Origin of the sequence: Niallia sp. FSL W8-1348, assembly GCF_038006745.1 — a bacterium.
Classification (GTDB): domain Bacteria; phylum Bacillota; class Bacilli; order Bacillales; family Cytobacillaceae; genus Niallia; species Niallia alba.
Genome location: NZ_JBBOVV010000001.1, coordinates 3,236,063 through 3,249,116 on the forward strand (window position 1 = coordinate 3,236,063; position 13,054 = coordinate 3,249,116).

General features: G+C 36.1%; 13 protein-coding genes and 1 pseudogene. 6 read left to right on the forward strand and 8 right to left on the reverse strand.

What is annotated here, in order from left to right:
* Positions 1 to 200 precede the first annotated feature (200 nt).
* The 4 genes and pseudogenes from NST60_RS15300 to NST60_RS15315 all read left to right on the forward strand — a co-directional run bounded on the left by NST60_RS15300 (position 201) and on the right by NST60_RS15315 (position 3,246).
* The gene (locus NST60_RS15300; RefSeq protein WP_341099273.1) at positions 201 to 368 is read left to right on the forward strand and encodes a U32 family peptidase; all 168 of its coding nucleotides are present in this window, start codon (positions 201 to 203) and stop codon (positions 366 to 368) included.
* Positions 368 to 1,555 (forward strand): U32 family peptidase, encoded by a 1,188-nt coding sequence (locus NST60_RS15305; protein ID WP_341099875.1) that lies wholly within the window; start codon positions 368 to 370, stop codon positions 1,553 to 1,555. The genes NST60_RS15300 and NST60_RS15305 overlap by 1 nt, the downstream gene beginning before the upstream one ends.
* 153 nt (positions 1,556 to 1,708) lie before the next feature.
* Positions 1,709 to 1,939: a hypothetical protein gene (locus NST60_RS15310; RefSeq protein ID WP_235678837.1), complete on the forward strand. Its 231-nt coding sequence runs from the start codon at positions 1,709 to 1,711 to the stop codon at positions 1,937 to 1,939.
* Positions 1,940 to 2,092: 153 nt separating this feature from the next.
* A pseudogene (locus NST60_RS15315) lies at positions 2,093 to 3,246 on the forward strand (aspartate aminotransferase family protein).
* 83 nt (positions 3,247 to 3,329) lie between these two features.
* On the opposite strand, the gene NST60_RS15320 reads toward NST60_RS15315, so the two are convergent.
* Entirely contained in the window at positions 3,330 to 4,040 is a 711-nt protein-coding gene (locus tag NST60_RS15320; RefSeq protein WP_212118553.1) for a GntR family transcriptional regulator, read from the reverse strand.
* A 205-nt stretch (positions 4,041 to 4,245) separates the two neighbouring features.
* On the opposite strand from NST60_RS15320, the gene bglA reads away from it, so the two are divergent.
* Entirely contained in the window at positions 4,246 to 5,685 is a 1,440-nt protein-coding gene (bglA, locus tag NST60_RS15325; protein ID WP_224427451.1) for a 6-phospho-beta-glucosidase BglA, read from the forward strand.
* 404 nt (positions 5,686 to 6,089) lie between these two features.
* Here bglA and pepF read toward each other — a convergent pair whose 3' ends face one another.
* Positions 6,090 to 7,898 (reverse strand): oligoendopeptidase F, encoded by a 1,809-nt coding sequence (gene pepF / locus NST60_RS15330; protein ID WP_224427452.1) that lies wholly within the window; start codon positions 7,896 to 7,898, stop codon positions 6,090 to 6,092.
* Between the two features lie 396 nt (positions 7,899 to 8,294).
* On the opposite strand from pepF, the gene NST60_RS15335 reads away from it, so the two are divergent.
* Positions 8,295 to 8,819 (forward strand): VanZ family protein, encoded by a 525-nt coding sequence (locus NST60_RS15335; protein ID WP_101729406.1) that lies wholly within the window; start codon positions 8,295 to 8,297, stop codon positions 8,817 to 8,819.
* A gap of 360 nt (positions 8,820 to 9,179) precedes the next feature.
* On the opposite strand, the gene NST60_RS15340 is transcribed toward NST60_RS15335, so the two are convergent.
* The 6 genes from NST60_RS15340 to NST60_RS15365 are packed head-to-tail and all read right to left on the reverse strand — an operon-like array spanning position 9,180 to position 13,050.
* Positions 9,180 to 9,317 (reverse strand): hypothetical protein, encoded by a 138-nt coding sequence (locus tag NST60_RS15340; protein ID WP_169189179.1) that lies wholly within the window; start codon positions 9,315 to 9,317, stop codon positions 9,180 to 9,182.
* A 5-nt stretch (positions 9,318 to 9,322) separates the two neighbouring features.
* Positions 9,323 to 9,973, reverse strand: a complete 651-nt coding sequence (locus NST60_RS15345; RefSeq protein ID WP_169189178.1) for a class II aldolase/adducin family protein — start codon at positions 9,971 to 9,973, stop codon at positions 9,323 to 9,325.
* A complete protein-coding gene (locus tag NST60_RS15350; protein WP_169189177.1) occupies positions 9,960 to 10,907 on the reverse strand; it encodes a 1-phosphofructokinase family hexose kinase in 948 nt (315 codons plus the stop codon). The genes NST60_RS15345 and NST60_RS15350 overlap by 14 nt, the downstream gene beginning before the upstream one ends.
* Positions 10,908 to 10,922: 15 nt before the next feature.
* Positions 10,923 to 12,287 (reverse strand): PTS galactitol transporter subunit IIC, encoded by a 1,365-nt coding sequence (locus NST60_RS15355; RefSeq protein ID WP_101729405.1) that lies wholly within the window; start codon positions 12,285 to 12,287, stop codon positions 10,923 to 10,925.
* Between the two features lie 16 nt (positions 12,288 to 12,303).
* Complete coding sequence (locus tag NST60_RS15360; protein ID WP_016202105.1) at positions 12,304 to 12,579, reverse strand: PTS sugar transporter subunit IIB; 276 nt, start codon at positions 12,577 to 12,579, stop codon at positions 12,304 to 12,306.
* Positions 12,580 to 12,591: 12 nt separating this feature from the next.
* A complete protein-coding gene (locus NST60_RS15365) occupies positions 12,592 to 13,050 on the reverse strand; it encodes a PTS sugar transporter subunit IIA (protein ID WP_016202106.1) in 459 nt (152 codons plus the stop codon).
* Positions 13,051 to 13,054: the final 4 nt, after the last annotated feature.

A 13,054-nucleotide genomic window follows, 5' to 3' on the forward strand; every position in this document is an offset into this window, starting at 1 on the left:
TTTTAATGGGAAAAAGATTGAGCTTTTAGCACCCTCTGGTACGATGGAAACTTTTAGGGAAGTTGTACAGGCGAATTGTGATGCTATTTATATTGGGGGACAAAAACTTAACATGAGGATGATTAGAAAAGGATATATTTTCTAATGAACAAATTTGTGAAGTGTTGAACATTTCTCGTGAAAAAGGCAAAAAGTTATATGTGACAGTCAATAACTTAGTAAGCAATGATGAAATTAATGAAGCAGTCGAATATTTAGATTTTCTCAACAGTATTTCTGTTGACGGAATTATTGTTCAAGATACGGGAATACTCCAAATCTGTCAGGACCATCAATTTAATAATTTGAAATTCACTCGTCTGTCATGATGAATGCACATAACCTTGAGTTTGTTAAAGCATTACAGAAATGTGGCGTTTCAAGAGTAGTGCTGCCAAGAGAAATGGACTTAAAAACCGCTAAGCTCATTCAAAACCACTTAGATATAGAAACGGAATATTTTATTCATGGTGATATGTGTACAGTGAATGGTTCTAACTGTTATTATAGTTCGTTTATATGGGGGAATAGCTCAAACTGTGGAAGATGCTTTAAGCCATGTAGATGGCCATACCGGGTGAAAAAAGACGGTTATGTTTATAAGACAGAATTTCCACTAGCTGCTAAAGATAGGTATATGTATGAGCATATACCTGAATTAATTGATGCCTGTGTTACTTCCTTTAAAATAGAAGGAAGAATGAGGGAAACAGACTTTATTGTTGATTTAGTGAATACATATGGAGATGCAATTGATCGCTATTTGGATAATCCATTAGCATTCCAACGTAAACAAGGTGCCGAAGAATTATATAATAATAGAAAGCGTGATTTTACCACAGCCTATGCTTTTTCAGAGCCCGGATTAGATTTTATTAATACTCGTTATGAAGGTACTGGGAAATTTTATTCAACTGGAAAAGTTTTTTCTACCCCAACAGAAGAGCCTAAGCTGACAGATCGGACAATTAGCAAAATGAAAGAAGAATTTAGTTCTTATAATATAGAAGCGTCTTCTTCGAAAAAGTTATCTGTGAAGGTTAATAATTTTGAGCAGGCAAAAGCCTGTGTAGAGCTTGGTGTGGAGCGAATCTACTTACCAAGTGAGGTTTTATTGCCAGATACTTCTTTAACTAGTGAGCAGTTAAAGCAATTAGTAATCATGAAAAAAGATACAGAATTATATTTGGATTTGCCACAAATGATGGATGAATTACAATTTGACATCATCGATCAGTATTTAGATAAACATGGCATATACTTTGATGGATTATTGGTTTCCAATTTAGGTGCAATTGCAAAATACGGAACGGATTATAAGGTTATTACAGATTATAATATAAATATTTTTAATGCAAAAGCAATGGAATTTTATGAAAAGCTTGGAGCGAGCGAATTTACAGCTTCTATAGAAATGAAATCAGATCAGTTAGCGAATTTCATAAGTACTGCCAATATGCAGGTTGAGTTAATTGTACATGGCCCTTTAAGAGTGATGTATTTGAATCATAATTAATATAAAAATACAGATTATTTCTCTCCTGAGGAAAAAGAAGATAATTTCTATGTAGATAATCAAATTCTAACGCTATGTACAGATAAAGGAGAAAATCCTGTTTATATTGATCAAAATCGCAAAAATCATTTGTATACATCAAAAGAATTTTGTATGCTACCAATCTTAGAGCATCTTCAATTTGGGGAAAAGCTACGCTATCGGATTGAAGGGCAGACTTATACAACAGAAGAGCTAAAAACTATTATTAAAGTATATCAAGAGGCTCTTGCTTACCCTGCAAGTTGTCAGGAACTATTTGCTTCTATAGCATCTGTAAGAGCAGGGTATACTGCTGGGTGCTTAAGTTATAAGAGCACAAAGCAAACTTCTGTATTGCAATAAATAGGATTGTGAGATAGATCACATTTAAAATAGTAAGGAGAGAGTATGATGAGTTTTATTGGACCAGCGAGTATACTCGCTAAAAGAGCAGAATATTTTTTCCCAGCAACAGGTCATTTTTACAAAAATCCTCCCCAGATTGTAAAAGGATATATGCAATACCTATTTGATGAGCAGAATAAAAGGTACACGGATTTTTATGCAGGGGTTTCCTTAGTAAACTGCGGACATTCCAATCCAGAAATTGCAAAGAAAACGAACGAACAAGTAAATGATCTCCAGCATACGACCACCCTGTATTTAACTCAGCCGATGGTCGAACTTGCAGAAAAGCTCGCCCAAATCTTACCGGGAGATATAACAAGAACTTTTTTTTGTGTAACGGGCTCCGAAGCGAATGAAGGTGCCATGGCATTAGCTAGACTGTTCACGAAAAAACAAGGTTTTATTGCATTAAAAGGGGGCTCCATGGAAGAACGGATTTAACTTTAAGTGTGACTGGAATTCCAATGTGGCGCTTAGACAATCAATTAGTGGAAGAGCATATTTATTTTATTGATCGCCCTCATTCTGTAGAAATCAGTACGCAAGAAGCAATGACACAGTCTTTAAAGCAGCTGGAAATGATTCTAAATAAGCATGGAGACAACATTGCTGCGATGATTGTGGAGCCTATTCAAGGCAATGGTGGCATTATTATGTACCCAGAAGAATATTTAAAAAAGGTGCAAGAGCTGTTAGCTGCTTATCAAGTGCTGCTTATTGTTGATGAAGTACAGACTGGCTATGGAAGAACGGGGAAAATGTTTGCGGTCGAACATTATGGGGTTGTTCCAGATATTATTGTGACAGCAAAGGCTTTAGGAAATGGCATCCCAATTTCCACTTTCTCGACTCGAAGTGAAATTGCAGAGGCATTTACAAAACCATCAGCTTCCACTTTTGGTGGTAATCCAGTGGCAGCACAAACAGCTTTAAATGTTCTTCAATATATGGAAAAAAACAATTTAGTCAAACAAGCACAGGAATTAGGTGATTATTTAAAGAAAAAATTACAACAAATAGATTCCCCGTTCATTCAAGAAATAAGGGGGACAGGGTTAATGATAGGAGTACAAATTCAGTCTCCCGATCCATTAATTACATCAGCAGAACGAACAGATGAAATTTTAGAAAAGCTAAAAGATGTTGGATATTTAATTGGAAAAAATGGGCTAAATAGAGATGTGTTAGCTCTTCAACCACCATTAGTCATAACGAAAGAGGACATTGACAGTTTCCTAGCATGCTTAGAAAAAGTGTTGTAGACAATATAAATAAAAAAGAGGGATTGCTTTTCTGCAGTCCCTCACTTGTGAGCTTGAAAATACAGGCTGTTAGTTAAAAATTGTTAAAAGAAAAGGCTATTCGCCTGAATAAAAAACTGGGATTGTTGGTAGTTATACGTTACTTTTGAAAAGTCAAAAGGCTGTCCATTTGTTAAATGAAAGAGGCTTTCTACTAATAATTTAGGGGAATTCTTTTCCAATCCTAAGTATGTTGCTTCTTCCTCATTTAACTTATCTACAAGTAAATAAACATCAGAAAAACCAACCTTTAATCCTAAAGCCTCTGTTATATAATGAAAGATAGATTCTGAAACGATTTCTTTATTTAGATAAGTAATGATCGCTTTATTATAATAGGATTCCTCTAAACAAAGGGTTTGCCCATTTATATAGCGAATTCTTTTCACATAATAAACATCTTCGTTTAGGTCCATATTTAAATGGAGAGCGACTTCTTCTGACGGTTTTCTTACATCTAACTCGATAATTTTCGAAGTAAGTATATAATCCTCTAAATCTTTTTTAAATCCTTGATTAGACAGTAAACTAATATACCCTTTTCTTTTTTGTCTTCTTACAAAAATACCGCTTCCTCTTACTTGAAAAATAATTCCCTTTTTTTCTAGAAGCTCTAAGGTTTTCGTAATGGTGCTTTTACTTACACGGTACTGCTTCATTAATGACTCGATAACAGGCAGCTTACTTCCTTGTTTAAGTTCGTTTTCTTCAATATATTTTTCTATTTCTCCTGCGATTTGCTGGTACTTTAACATATTCATTCCTCGACAATCTAAATGTTATAGCTCGATTATAGCATATAGGATAAAAATGTTAATCTTAATTATTTGTGTATAAAATAATTATATTGTATTTTTATAATTATACCGGTACAATTATAAAAAGAATAATGTTTATTATTAATAATCGTGGAGATAACAAAATAAATAGGATTACGCTAGATGAGAAGGAGGAAGAAATGTGACTAAAATGCCGAAAGATTTCTTATGGGGTGGAGCGTTAGCGGCACATCAATTTGAAGGTGGATGGAACCAAGGAGGAAAAGGACCAAGTGTTGTAGACGTTATGACAGCAGGTGCCCATGGAGTGCCAAGGAAAATAACAGATACAATGGAAGAAAATCAATTCTATCCGAATCATGAGGCGATAGATTTCTATCATCGCTACAAAGAAGATATTGCCTTGTTTGCAGAAATGGGATTAAAGTGTTTACGAACTTCAATTGGATGGAGCAGAATTTTTCCAAAAGGAGATGAACTAGAACCAAACGAAGAAGGCTTACGCTTCTATGATCAAGTGTTTGATGAGTTGTTAAAGTATGGAATCCAGCCTGTTATTACCTTATCTCATTTTGAAATGCCACTACATCTTGCAAGGGAATACGGTGGCTTCAGAAATAGGAAAGTGGTTGATTGTTTCGTACGATTTGCAGAAGCATGTTTCTTGCGCTACAAAGATAAAGTGAAATATTGGATGACCTTTAATGAAATTAATAATCAAATGGATGTATCAAATCCGTTATTCCTATGGACGAATTCTGGCGTAACTGTAAAAGAAGGAGAAAATGCCAAAGAAGTAATGTATCAAACTGCACATCATGAATTAGTAGCTAGTACGTTGGCTGTGTCAATTGGGAAAAAAATAAATCCTGATTTCCAAATTGGTGCAATGGTTTCTCATATCCCTATTTATCCTTATTCTTCTAATCCAGAAGATGTTATGTTAGCAGAAGAAGAAATGAGACAAAGATATTTCTTCCCAGATGTACAAGTTCGAGGCGCTTATCCTAACTATGCATTAAAGGAATTTGAGCGAGAAGGATATTCTATTAAAATGGAGCTAGGAGATGAAGAAATTTTACGAAATGGGACGGTTGACTATTTAGGGTTTAGCTATTATATGTCTACTACAGTAAAGAGTGATGTGAAAAATGACAATGCAGGAGATATCGTAAATGGTGCCTTACCAAATGCGGTAGAAAATCCGTATATTAAAGCGAGTGATTGGGGTTGGTCGATTGATCCAACAGGTCTTCGCTATGTGCTAAATCGCTTGTACGATCGCTATCAAATTCCGTTATTTATTGTAGAAAATGGATTTGGCGCAATTGATACGATTGAAGTAGATGGCTCTATCCATGACAAAGAAAGAATAGAATACTTAAAGGCACATATTGAAGCTTTAGAAAAGGCAGTAACTTACGATGGGGTAGATTTGATTGGATACACGCCATGGGGAATTATTGATATTGTGTCCTTTACAACAGGCGAAATGAAAAAGCGTTATGGCATGATTTATGTGGATCGGGATAATGAAGGAAAAGGATCAATGAATCGTTCAAAAAAAGACTCCTTTTATTGGTATAAAGAAGTTATCCAATCAAACGGGGAAAAATTATAAAGATTGCAAAAGAGGTTGGGACATAACTAAATAGATACGCTGTAAAGACGAACAATCTCTTATTTAGCTAGTAAATAGCGGCTGCTTTCGCATACTTTTTACAAGAGGAAATATAATTATTGGGGAAAACAGAGCAGCCGGAATACACGAAGACGCCACGGGGATTAGCGAGACAGCCTGAGACCCTGCAGGCGAAGCCGAAGCGGCTCAGCGCGAGCCCCACGGAAAGCGAAGTGTATTCCGGCTGCGGGGAATCGCACTAAACTTCATGGAAACATCCTTTAAAAACCAAATAAAAAACCAAACAATTATACGGAACTTTGATTAGCACCTTCGTATAATTGTTCGGAATTATCCTTGGCTGGAATACTTATATCCCAGCCCCTTTTCGGTTTCTTATTTTTTTAATAACTTGCCTCAAGTTCATCTATTAAACTACCAACATAAGCAACGGCTTTTTGGATTGGTTCAGGTGTTGACATATCCACATTCGCTAATTTCATTAGATCAAATGGTTTTAACGTGCCTCCAGATTTTAGAACCTTTAGCCAGCGGTCAACTGCAGGCTGTCCTTCTTCCTCGATCATTTGAGATACGGCAGTAGAAGCTGTAAGTCCTGCGGAGTAAGTATATGGGTAAAGTCCCATATAATAATGTGGTTGCCGCATCCATGTTAGGCCGGCTGCTTCATCAATTTCCACACTATCCCCCCAAAATGACTTTAAGACATCCACATTTTGTTCACATAATATCTTAGCTGTGATTGGAGTTCCTTGTTCTGCTAAGTCATAAATTTTTCTTTGTAAGGCTCCTTCTAAAATATGGGTAACGAAATTATGATAATACGTTCCTAAAGATTGAAGAATGACCCATCTTCTTATTTGATCGTTTGTCGATTTTTTAATAATATACTTGCTTAAAAGCATTTCATTCATAGTTGATGGTGCTTCGATAAAGTAGCGAGATGGTCGTGTGTTTGAAATAATTTGATTTCTGCCAGCCAGAGCAAAATGTCCAGCATGTCCAAGTTCGTGTGCCAGTGTAAACGTATTGCGCATAGAGTTATGCCATGTCATTAAAATATAGGGATGTGCTCCATAAGGGCTGGAGCAGAAGGCACCTGATCGTTTCCCATGGTTATCTGCTAAGTCTACCCAACGATCTTTTAAGCCTTTTTCCATGATTTCCATATATTCTGGTCCCATCACATCAAGTGCCTCTAAAATAAGCTTAGATGCTTCTTCATAGGTGATTTCGGGATCATAGGTAGTATCGAGTGGTGCCTTTAAATCACAATAATGGATTTTTTCTAAACCTAATATCCGTTCTTTTAACTTAGCGTATCTACGCATATGTGGTGCCAATTCTGTGAGGATGGTATCCAGCTGGTTATGATACATTTCTTTCGTTACTTGTTGTTCTTGTAATAGCATATCTGTTACAGATTCATAGTTTCGTAGACGTGATTCGATTACTTGTTTTTTTACCTCTGTTCCATAGATAGCCGCATATGTATTTTTATAGCGATCAAGCCCTTCTGAAAAGGTAGCATATGCTTTTCTTCTTAGTTCTTTATCGGAGGATTCTTCGTATTTTTCAAAGGAATTGAAAGTTAATGGATATTCTGATCCGTCATTTGTTACAAAGGAGGAAAATTCCATATCCGAAGTTTTGCTTCTTTGATAAATCATATAAGGAGAATGATGGATTTCCCCAAATGCAGCTAATACTTCCTCGGTTTCTGGTGTTAACATATGGGGTTTTAATTCCATTAAGTCTGTTAGTGTTTTGGAAAAAACTTGTAGCTCTTTTTCATCCTGTATGTATGTAGTTAGTTTTTCGTTTGAGAGAGCAAGAATTTCCGAATCAATAAAGGAAAGACTAGAGCTTACTTTTGCATAGAGGGAAGAAACAATCGCATCGTTCTCTTGATTAACAGGATTAGATCCATCTGTAGACTGATTAAGGTTTGCGTAGGTGAGAGCCCTTGCTAATCTTTCGCTTAGTGCATCTCGTGCTTTCAGACAATCCAATAATGTTTTTGCATCCTGGCCCAATTTTCCTTTATATTGAGTGACAGTAGGAATGTCTTCTTCAATGGATAGTAATTCTACTTTCCACAATTCTTCACTTTCGAATAAATCTCTTAAATCCCAGGTGTGCTCTACAGGAACCTCTGAACGGTAAAGTGTTTTTTCCATCTCTTTATTCATTATCATTCTCCTCTGCTAGTAATTTATCCCACTCTTAACGGACAGTAAGACTCAACCGTAAGCTTATGAGAATACGTGGAAGAGAGGTGGGATATCAACTGCCCGTAAAGGTCCGATTGGTTCACTAACCATCAGTGAGAGAAGAAGAAAAACCCCACTGATGGAAGTTCCATTTTATTTCGTTTTTCGAAACGATTAATTTGATTATACAATAAACGAATGAAAAGTGGGAATAGTTTGTTTATTTTCTCTGGAGTAAAGATAAAAAAACTACGCTTCCTCCCATAAATAATTGTATAATGGATAAAAACCGCTCACCAATTCACTAAATTTTACATTTTGAGGTAAAAGGAAAATTTGCTGAAATTGGAATAAACAAAAAGGAATGAATGGAAATTGCCCTTGAAAATCTCCCGTAAAAAAAGATTTTATTTATTATTTTTTATCTGTATTACCTCCATGTTTATTATCTTTCTCTTCTCCCATATGCCATATGAGGAACAAGATATAAAGCCATTCTTAAGAGATAAAATAGACCTTTCAAATGTTCCTATCCCCTCCATTACCTTTGAGTACGATGGACAGGTTATTTCCTCAGATTCTGATCCTTACGGTTTTATCGAATTTTTGTTTCGGAAAGCAGGGCATGTACTTGGCTATTGCCTCCTAACTCTTCTGCTTTTTCTCACCATTATGCAAACAAAGCTTAAACGAGCATGGGTATATATACTAAGCGGTGCTCTTGCAATATTTTACGCTTTAACAGACGAATGGCACCAAAGCTTTGTCCCCGGAAGAACAGGACATTGGCAAGATGCTATTATTATTGATGGAATCGGTGTAATATTAGGGTTACTTATAGGTTATATAGGAACCTTCCTTTTTAAAAAGAGAGAAACAAAGAGGATGGGACCTAACTAAATAGATACTCTGTAAAGACGAACAATATCTAATTTAGCTAGTAAATAGCGGCTACTTTCGTATCCTTTTTACAAGAGGAATATAATTATTGGGAAAAACAGAGCAGCCGGAATACACGAAGACGCCACGGGGATTAGCGAGACAGCCTGAGACCCTGCAGGCGAAGCTGAAGCGGCTCAGCGCGAGCCCCATGGAAAGCGAAGTGTATTCCGGCTGCGGGTAATCGCACTAAACTTCATGGAAACATCCTTTAAAAAACGAATAAAAAACCAAACAATTATACGGAACTTTGATTAGCACCTTCGTATAATTGTTTGGAATTATCCTTGGCTGGAATACTTATATCCCAGCCTTGTTCACTTATACCTTCTTATACTGTCGATAGGCAAGTACAGCTGTGATTAAGGCAATGGTTGATATCGTTATGGATGAATAAAAGTAACCTAATACAAGTAACCCTGCACTAATAAATATCCATATTTGGACGATCGCTTTCATTGTCTTTACTCCTCTAGATTAAATTGATATTCTTTGTTCTCATCCATTTTTTTTATGTTTAGTGCATCAAAAATGAGTGCTTTTGCAGCGACATATGCGTTATACTCAACGCGCTCTAGCATGTCGTATGCTTTTCGTAAGGTCTTATCAAGTACCAAAATTCCATGTTTATTTAACAGCATTGTTTTCGGTATTGCTTCTTCTTTTAAACTGGCAACATACTCTTTCACTATTAGCGCTAACTCCATGGATGTCGCTGGAGCGAAAGGGAGGACTGGGATTTGGCCAAGCTTTTGAGTGGCTTCTGTTAAATTAGGAAGATCCATTCCAATCGTCGCAAAAACCATTGATTCTTTTGGATGAGCATGAAGAACACAGCCAATGTCACTTCGCTCCCGGTAGCAAGCCATATGCATATTAATCTCCCTCGTTATTTTGCCATCTCCTTCGATTTTTTGCTCTTGCATATCGACGACTAAAATTTCTTCTGGGTTTAAGTCACAGTGCTTAGCTTGTGACATTAATGTAGGGGTCATAATAATATGATTTTCATTCATTCGAACACTAACGTTTCCACCAGCTGCATTTGTTTCAAATCGATCAAACATTGTTTTGACAACTTTACATAAATCTTCTCGCTCTTTACGATACAACATCCTCATCGCTCCCTAATTTTTTTATCGAAATTCTATTAAAATAACTTTCTGCTTCCTTTATGTCAAAATCAGTAGAATTGTGCTTGGTAACCTTTGAGGCTGAACAGCCTGTCGCATATTTCATGATAGTCTTCAGATCTTTTCCTTGAACGAATTGAGCGATAAATGATCCTACGAATACATCACCAGCACCTGTATCATTTCGTTCTTTGACAGTTGGAGAAGTAACTTGGTAAAGGTTATCCTTGTGTGCGACATAACTGCCATCCTTGCCTAAGCTAACGACGACATAATCAATCTTAATCGCAAGTTCTTTTATTTTTTGAATAAGTGTAGTCTGGTTATTTTGAAAAAGTACTTCCACTTCGTATTGGTTCGGTTTAATAAAATTTATGCCCATATCTACAACGGCAGCAAGAGCTTCTCCTGACAAGTCACAGGCGATAAAACATTTCTTGTTCTTAATGGTATTAATAATTTCCAGCAATTGTGCTATAGTGTAATTAGGCGGCATAGAGCCGGCAATAACAACAATATCTTTTTCTGTTAAAAACTGATGGAGAAAATCAATTAGTTTAGAATGGTTTTCTTTCGAAACGTGGAAGCCATTTTCTGTTATCATCAAACTCCCTGCATTGGTGTCGTCCATTACAACTATGCATTCTCTCGTTGAAGCGCCATCTTCAACGAGAAGGTGATGACAGATATTCTTCTTAGCCAAAATACTCTCCATTAATGGTCGATTTGTTTCTCCGATGTAACCGAGTGCTTTATTTTCCATATTGAATTTTGTTAATACATTGGAGACGTGCAACCCTTTTCCGCCTAAATCGTATTCTACTTGATGAGCTCGATTCGTTCGTTTTTTTGTTAGTGTTCCTTTTACTTTTATGAGCCGATCGATTGCCGGATTAAGAGTTATAGTGTAAATCATCTTTTCACCCTCTTTTTAGGCAGCAGAATTTTGTTCTTCTTCCTTCTCAAATTTCTCTGTTCGTTTTTTCATCATTTTATAGTAAGCGACAAATAAAGCGAGCCATACTGCTACCATAATAATTCCGATAATATTTCCCTCCGATGCACTTGCAAAAATATAGCGGAACACTGGGTATTCAAGTGTACTCCAGGAAATTAATTGTCCATCTTGAACGGTAACTGCACCTGTATCGTTCGCTAATTTTGTAATAGTGGAAGCAAAGCCAGTAGCAACATATAAGAATACTGGGGTTGTAATTACACCCAGAAGGAGCATGCGAAGCAAGTTGCCTCCTGTAATAATTAAAGCTGGTACTGCTAAGGAAATATTGATAATTCCTGCGAATGGAAGGATATTATTTCCTGGTAGAATAATTGCATAAATTAAGGTGATTGGGACCATCAAAATCATTGCTACCCAAGCTTCATTACTACCAGCTAAAATAGGCCAATCTAGTCCAATAAATAATTCACGGTTTTCAAATTTACGCTTCATAAAATCAGAAATAGCTTCAGACAACGGAGATAAAGCTTGCATAAACAATTTTGCTACCATTGGGAATAAAGTTAAAGCTGCGGCTGCCTGTACGGCGAGCATTAATATGTCTTGGAGTGAATAACCTGCAAAGATGCCCAGTAGCCCTCCAATAATAAAACCCATGACATGATTTTCTGCAAAGATTCCAAGTTTATCTTTTAATGTATCAGCATCAACATGTTTATCTAAGAAAGGTATTTTACTTAATAGCCAATTGAAAGGAAGAAGGAAAACAGCAAATATCATCATGCTATGAGAACAGGTAATACCTGGAATACCAGTGATTTTTTCTATCTGTTTTTGGTTTACGTCGGCTAAAAGCAATTCAACGACCATTTGAATGGCAGCAACGATAAAAGCTAAAACAATACTTCCGCTAACTCCTATAATTAAGACAGCTGTCAAAATCTTGCCCCAAACATTCCATAAATCAACATTTAATGTTTTCGTTTTATTAAGCACCAGTAAGATAGCGTTTACAAGCATTTGCAAGGGAAACATTAAGAATGCTAATGGCCAAGCCCATGCAAGAGTTGCCATGGAAGTCCAACCACCATCTATTATGTTTAATTGAATTCCCGTTTTTTCTACAAGAGACTGTGCAGCAGGTGTTAGTGCATCAAGCATAAATCCTATTACAATCCCCATTCCGATGAATGCAACTCCTAAGATAATCCCAGAACTTAAGGCTTCACGGAATTTCATTCTTGCGATGACCCCGACGATAATCATTAGTAAAGGAACGAATACTGCTGCTCCAAAATCTAAAATATATTGAAAGAAACTTTGAATTACATCCATTTCTTTTCACCTCATATTATTTTAATAGAGAGATTAACTTTTCTGTTTCTTCTTGTAATCCCATCCCAGTTAGAAAGGCAATTCCATTTAATGTCGGAATATCATATTGTTTTTTTGCTTTCGTGATGGCAATATAGACATCACTTGATTTAACATGTAAATCTAAAGATTTAATATCGACTGCTTCAACATTTGCGCGAACTCCGTTTTTCTCTAAGATTTTTTTAACCTTAGAAACTACTGTTTGGCTAGTTGCAACTCCTGAACCACAAGCTACGATTACTTTTTTCATTTTGAATCCTCCTTAAAGAGATGTTTGTAAAAAGGTAAATAAATCGCTTCCTTCATATTTTTTCAGTTTTTCAACAAATGGAGGCGTATTAAAGCGTTCCATTAAAGTCTGAAGAAGTGAAATATGGCCATTTGGATCGGTAATGCCGAGGATAAAGAAACAATCAATATCAATAATATGATCATCTGTCCCCATATGAACAAAAGGAAGTTTATATTTATTTTTGACAACAGCAACAAAAGGTTGTTTGATATGCACAGAGTCTGTATGGGGAATGGCAACATTAAATTCTTCCAAAGCTAATCCTGTTGGGTATTCCTTTTCTCGATCAATTACTGCTTGGATAAAAGTCGACTTTACATAATCAAGTGCAAGAAGTTGATTACCGATGAAGTAAAAGAGCTCTTGGGACGTCTTTGCCTCTATGTTTGTAAAAATTAGCTCTTCTTTAATTAGGCCAGTTTTAAGCATATAA

What these genes read in the sequence shown, in the direction of transcription:
- NST60_RS15355 (WP_101729405.1), bottom strand. Translation starts at nt 12,287, where the DNA reads ATGGATGTAATTCAAAGTTTCTTTCAATATATTTTAGATTTTGGAGCA.
- NST60_RS15310 (WP_235678837.1), top strand. Translation starts at nt 1,709, where the DNA reads ATGCTACCAATCTTAGAGCATCTTCAATTTGGGGAAAAGCTACGCTAT.
- NST60_RS15340 (WP_169189179.1), bottom strand. Translation starts at nt 9,317, where the DNA reads ATGAAAGCGATCGTCCAAATATGGATATTTATTAGTGCAGGGTTACTT.
- NST60_RS15320 (WP_212118553.1), bottom strand. Translation starts at nt 4,040, where the DNA reads ATGTTAAAGTACCAGCAAATCGCAGGAGAAATAGAAAAATATATTGAA.
- NST60_RS15345 (WP_169189178.1), bottom strand. Translation starts at nt 9,973, where the DNA reads ATGTTGTATCGTAAAGAGCGAGAAGATTTATGTAAAGTTGTCAAAACA.
- NST60_RS15365 (WP_016202106.1), bottom strand. Translation starts at nt 13,050, where the DNA reads ATGCTTAAAACTGGCCTAATTAAAGAAGAGCTAATTTTTACAAACATA.
- NST60_RS15305 (WP_341099875.1), top strand. Translation starts at nt 368, where the DNA reads ATGAATGCACATAACCTTGAGTTTGTTAAAGCATTACAGAAATGTGGC.
- pepF (WP_224427452.1), bottom strand. Translation starts at nt 7,898, where the DNA reads ATGAATAAAGAGATGGAAAAAACACTTTACCGTTCAGAGGTTCCTGTA.
- NST60_RS15350 (WP_169189177.1), bottom strand. Translation starts at nt 10,907, where the DNA reads ATGATTTACACTATAACTCTTAATCCGGCAATCGATCGGCTCATAAAA.
- NST60_RS15360 (WP_016202105.1), bottom strand. Translation starts at nt 12,579, where the DNA reads ATGAAAAAAGTAATCGTAGCTTGTGGTTCAGGAGTTGCAACTAGCCAA.